Origin of the sequence: Paenibacillus sp. AR247, from assembly GCF_002968895.1 — a bacterium.
GTDB classification, from domain to species: domain Bacteria; phylum Bacillota; class Bacilli; order Paenibacillales; family Paenibacillaceae; genus Paenibacillus_AQ; species Paenibacillus_AQ favisporus.
In genome coordinates this window covers 1,811,837-1,816,882 of the sequence record NZ_PCZT01000009.1, presented here as the reverse complement: position 1 = coordinate 1,816,882, position 5,046 = coordinate 1,811,837, and the positions used below count along the sequence as shown (strand labels likewise).

The 5,046-nt window shown below is 55.8% G+C and carries 6 protein-coding genes and 1 pseudogene; 6 read left to right on the top strand and 1 reads right to left on the bottom strand.

Translation table 11 applies throughout. The features are described 5' to 3' along the window. Positions 1–636: nucleotidyltransferase family protein (locus tag CPT76_RS39900; RefSeq protein ID WP_258168543.1), on the bottom strand; the 636-nt coding region annotated here is incomplete at its 3' end. A 174-nt stretch (positions 637–810) separates the two neighbouring features. Between CPT76_RS39900 and CPT76_RS16825 the strand changes: the two genes are divergently transcribed. From CPT76_RS16825 to CPT76_RS16800, 6 genes and pseudogenes are all read left to right on the top strand, one after another. Further along, entirely contained in the window at positions 811–1,320 is a 510-nt protein-coding gene (locus CPT76_RS16825; protein ID WP_076168259.1) for a YceD family protein, read from the top strand. A gap of 62 nt (positions 1,321–1,382) precedes the next feature. Beyond that, a complete protein-coding gene (gene rpmF / locus CPT76_RS16820; RefSeq protein ID WP_036645943.1) occupies positions 1,383–1,556 on the top strand; it encodes a 50S ribosomal protein L32 in 174 nt (57 codons plus the stop codon). Positions 1,557–1,781: 225 nt separating this feature from the next. Continuing rightward, positions 1,782–2,378: a transcription factor FapR gene (gene fapR / locus CPT76_RS16815; RefSeq protein ID WP_076168257.1), complete on the top strand. Its 597-nt coding sequence runs from the start codon at positions 1,782–1,784 to the stop codon at positions 2,376–2,378. Beyond that, the gene (gene plsX, locus CPT76_RS16810; RefSeq protein ID WP_105443654.1) at positions 2,362–3,360 is read left to right on the top strand and encodes a phosphate acyltransferase PlsX; all 999 of its coding nucleotides are present in this window, start codon (positions 2,362–2,364) and stop codon (positions 3,358–3,360) included. Before fapR ends, plsX begins: the two co-directional genes overlap by 17 nt. Before the next feature lie 11 nt (positions 3,361–3,371). After that, positions 3,372–4,398 (top strand): annotated as a pseudogene (locus tag CPT76_RS16805) (beta-ketoacyl-ACP synthase III). Positions 4,399–4,512: 114 nt separating this feature from the next. After that, positions 4,513–5,046, top strand: a 534-nt coding sequence (locus tag CPT76_RS16800) for an ACP S-malonyltransferase (RefSeq protein WP_146116333.1), incomplete at its 3' end; no start/stop codon positions are given.

Sequence of the window (5,046 nt, the reverse complement as noted above, 5' to 3'; positions counted from 1 at the left end):
GGTGGCGCTGGCTATATTCGTATGCCCCGGCACTTCATCGTGATATCCCGTGTGAATGCGCGGGATGGTGTAGGGGCGCATACGGCTGCCAAGGCGCTCGAGCGCGATCAAATAATGCAGGCCGAGCGTATGGTTCGGCTTGTGGAGCAGCTGGAGAATATCCTCCTTCCAGCCGCCGCTTCCCGCCAGAGCCTCGGCGGCTGCCGCGTAGGCGGAAGGGTAGCTCATCCCCTGGCCCAAATAGTGCGCGATATGGCCTTGAAGCTCTTCGCTTTCATGCGCCAGCATGCGGGCCAGCGGCTGCAGCACCTCCAGCGTCCCGCTTTCGGTTCCGAAGCAGACGCTGTCGACGACACCGGTGGCGTTCAGCAGCGCGACGGCCCCGAAGGCAAACCATTCGGCGGGCTGAACGGCATATGCGGCCGGCAGCTCGATTACCAGGTCGGCACCCATGGCCAGCGCCATTTCGGCGCGGGCGTATTTGCTGACGATCCCCGGCTCGCCCCGCTGCAGGAACGGCCCGCTCAGCACCGCGACGGCATGCTCGGCACCCGTCACTTCCTTGGCTCTGGTATAATGGTGGACGTGGCCGTTATGTAAAGGATTGTATTCGACAATCAGGCCGACTGCGGACATGGTCTTCAGCTCCATCGTTTCATTTTGGGCACCCGTGGTTAACGGCTGTTATAAAATATATCATAAAACGAATGGCATCCAGTCACAATAAGGGGGAACTAAGGTCAAGGTGAAACTATTGACAAAGTTCCCCGGAAATCGGTATAATAATTTTTGTTGTTTGGAGTGATGTATATGCACTTTCAATTCAGGAAAATGGCAGCCAGCAGCGAGCCGCTGCAGCTCCGTCAGCAAGTGGATGTAAGTCCGCTGCTTAAAGGACTGGGTGACATCAAGGCCGACGGGCCGCTCACAGCGGAACTTACAGCCTCATATGTCGGTCCCGATACAGTGGATGTTCAAGGCGAGTTATCCGTACAGCTGGACATGTCCTGTTCACGCTGTCTGACACCTGTGCATGAGCATTTGGATATTCCATTCCACGAGCAGTTCAAGCTTAAGAAGCAGCCTGAGGAAGCTGAGGACGAAGAAGATGAAACCATATATGTGGACAACGAGACTGTGGAGCTCGTCCCTTACGTGGAGGAATCCTTTATCCTGAATCTTCCGATGACCGTCGTGTGCAAGGAATCCTGCAAAGGCCTGTGCCCTACGTGCGGAAGAGACTTGAACGAAGGTGCCTGCGGCTGTAACAATGAAGTGGTAGACCCACGGCTTGCAGCGCTAAAAGACTTTTTCAAATGAGCATGAATGCATTCCTCCGGGCCCTTCGGGACCCCGGTTGATTGAAATAAGGAGGTGGGAACATGGCAGTACCTCAACGGAGAACGTCCAAGACACGTCGTGACAAGCGTCGTACTCACTTTAAACTGGCAGTGCCGGGCATGGTGAAATGTGAACAATGCGGAGAATTGAAGCTTGCTCACCACGTATGCAAAGTGTGCGGAACGTATAAATCAAGAGAAATCATTTCGCAGTAATGCCAAAAACAATCAAGTAGTACTTCATCTTTGGTGAGGTGCTATTTTTTTTGTCACTTTCTTTTTGACCCGTCATGCTTTATACTACATTAGTACCAGGTTCTAATGAAAACTGTCCGGATTGATTCTTTTTCCTGTGAATTCTATTGACGAACTTCATAGACTGTTTGTGTTCCACATTCATGACGGACAAGACATGACAGGGAGGTGCCTCACATCGAACGGTTGCCCAAGAAGCAGCGGCATCAGCAGCTTTTGAAGATTATCGAACAAAATCCGTTTGTGACCGACCGCGAACTGACGCGGGAGCTGAAGGTCAGCATTCAGACGATCCGGCTTGACCGGATGGAGCTAGGCATCCCGGAACTGCGGGAACGAATGAAGCAGATGGCAGAGCACTCCTATGATCAAGTTCGCTCCTTGCAGCTTGATGAGGTTGTCGGGGATGTCGTGGATCTGCAGCTGGATAAGAGCGGCATTTCCATTTTTGAAATACGGGAAGAGCATGTGTTCACCCGAAACCATATCGCCCGCGGACATTATGTGTTCGCCCAGGCCAACTCGCTGGCAGTTGCTCTCATTAACGACGAGATTGCCTTGACCGCATCGGCAGACATCCGGTTTCTGCGGCAGGTTCATCTGGGAGAGAAGTGCATCGCCAAAGCCTATGTCCGGTCTATGGCCGGCCAGAAGGGAAAAGCCAAGGTTGAGGTGTTCACGTATGTGGGCGAGGAAATGGTGTTCCAGGGGAACTTTCTGATATACAGATCGACGGGCGAGGATAACAGCGAAGGAGGAGTACAGTATGCGGATCGCCATTGATGCCATGGGCGGTGACCATGCGCCGGAGTGCAACGTGGAAGGAGCTTTGGCTGCCGCCGCCGAATGGAAAGATACGCAGATCGTTCTGGTCGGGGACGAGCAGCGGTTGCTGCCGCTCCTGAAGCAAGGCGGAGGGACGGTTCCCTCCAATCTGACGGTCCATCATGCGGGTGAAGTGATCGAAGCCGAAGATGAACCGGTCAAAGCCGTCCGGCGCAAGAAGGATGCTTCCATGGTCGTGGCGGGACGGATGCTGAAGGAGAAGCAGGCGGAAGCCATGATTTCGGCAGGCAACACGGGAGCGCTGATGACGACCGGATTGCTGGTTGTCGGACGGATGGAAGGGATTGAGCGTCCGGCTCTGGCCCCTATGATCCCGACGCTTGACGAAGCCGGCGTGCTGGCCCTGGATCTGGGCGCGAATATGGACGCAAAGCCCGAGCATTTGGCGCAGTATGCGCTGATGGGCAGCCTTTATCGCGAGAAGGTGATGGGCGTCAAGAATCCACGGGTCGGCCTGCTGAACGTGGGCACCGAGCCAGGGAAGGGGAACGAGCTCACCAAGCTGGCGTTCCCGCTGCTGCAGGAGCTTCCGATCAACTTCATCGGCAACGTGGAAGCCCGGGATATTATGCTCGGGAGCTGCGACGTCCTTGTGTGCGACGGATTTGCCGGCAATATCTTGCTGAAGGCTGTGGAAGGAACGGCCGGCGCGATGTTCAAGCTGCTGAAGGAGCAATTCACTCAGAATATGCGCAGCAAGCTTGGGGCCGCCCTGCTTATGCCTCAGCTGCGTAATTTGAAAGGCAAGCTGGACTACAAGGAGCACGGGGGCGCCCCTCTGCTTGGCCTGAGCGGACTTGTCGTCAAGAGTCACGGCTCGGCGGACGGCAACGCCATCAAGAACGCGGTCCGGCAGGCCCGTGTTGCACTGCAGAATCAACTGGTTGAGAGTATATCCAAGGAAATCAGCGGGAAGTGAGTGACAAGAGAATGGAAAAATTACGTTCAGTAGGCATCATCGGCACAGGCAAATATGTTCCTGAGAAAATATTAACCAACAGCGATCTGGAAAAGATGGTAGAGACGAACGACGAATGGATCGTCTCCCGCACCGGGATCCGCGAGCGGCATATCGCTTCTCCGGAACAAGCGACTTCGGACCTGTGTTATGAAGCAGCCCTGAAGGCGCTGGAGTCCGCCGGGATGTCGGCTGAAGAGCTGGACCTTATCGTTGTCGCAACCATCACCCCGGATACGTTCTTTCCGTCAACGGCCTGCATTCTGCAGGACAAGCTCGGCGCCAAGCAAGCCGCCGCGTTCGACCTGTCCGCTGCCTGCTCCGGCTTCGTCTACGGCCTTGCGACGGCGAGCAATTTTATCAAGACCGGCATGTACAACAACGCTTTGGTCATCGGCGCCGACACGCTGTCGCGGATTACGGATTATACCGACCGCAACACCTGCGTGCTGTTCGGTGACGGCGCGGGAGCCGTCATCCTGGGCGAAGTTCCCGATGGCCGGGGATTTCAGTCCTTTGACCTCGGAGCCGAAGGGGCCGGCGGTACGCTGCTGAAACTGGAAGCTGGCGGTTCCAGACTGCCGGCGTCCCAGGAAACGCTCGAAGGCAAGAAGCACTATATTTATATGAACGGGCGCGAAGTGTTCAAATTTGCGGTCCGCGTTATGAATACGGCCACGGAAGACGTCCTGCGCAAGGCCGGCAAAACGAAGGCCGATATCGACCTGTTCGTGCCGCACCAGGCCAATATCCGTATCATTCAGTCTGCCATGGAGCGTGGCCAATATCCGTATCATTCAGTCTGCCATGGAGCGTCTGGACCTTTCGCCGGATAAATGCGTCATCAACGTAGATAAGTACGCCAATACGTCGGCGGCTTCCATTCCGCTCGCGCTGGTGGAAGCGGCGGAGGAAGGCCGGATGAAGGAAGGCGACTGCGTGCTGATGGTCGGCTTTGGCGGAGGATTGACCTGGGGCGCATCCGTGCTGATCTGGTAATCATATGATTCATCTTATGTGAATGATCAATCGATAGCTTACGAAGTGAATTGGCTTATTCAAGCAATACAATAGAAGCTTAGCATCAAGAAGTATACGAGAGGAGCCTGAGCAATGGGGAAAGTTGCGTTTGTGTTTCCCGGACAAGGGGCCCAATCCGTCGGAATGGGTAAAGATTTCTATGATGCGGTTCCCGCTTCCCGCCGCATTTTCGAAAGTGCGGACGAGGTGCTGGGATTCCCGATGACGAATATGATTTTTGAAGGTCCGGACAGTGAGCTGAAGAAGACCTTCAATACGCAGCCTGCGCTCCTGACGGCCAGCGTTGCGGCATTCGAGGCGGTTCGCGAACAAGGCGTTACTCCTGACTTTGTCGCCGGACACAGTCTTGGCGAATACAGCGCCCTGGTGGCTTCCGGCGTGCTGAGCTTTGAGGATGCGGTAGGAACGGTCCGGGCGCGCGGCGAATTTATGGAGCAGGCGGTTCCGGGCGGACAAGGGGCCATGGCCGCCGTGCTCGGTGCCGAACGCGAAGCGCTGGCCGAGCTGTGCCGCAGCATCACGGCTGAAGGACATCTCGTGGAGCTGGCCAACCTGAACTGCCCGGGGCAGATCGTCGTCTCCGGCTCTAAGGAGGGCGTCGCCCTT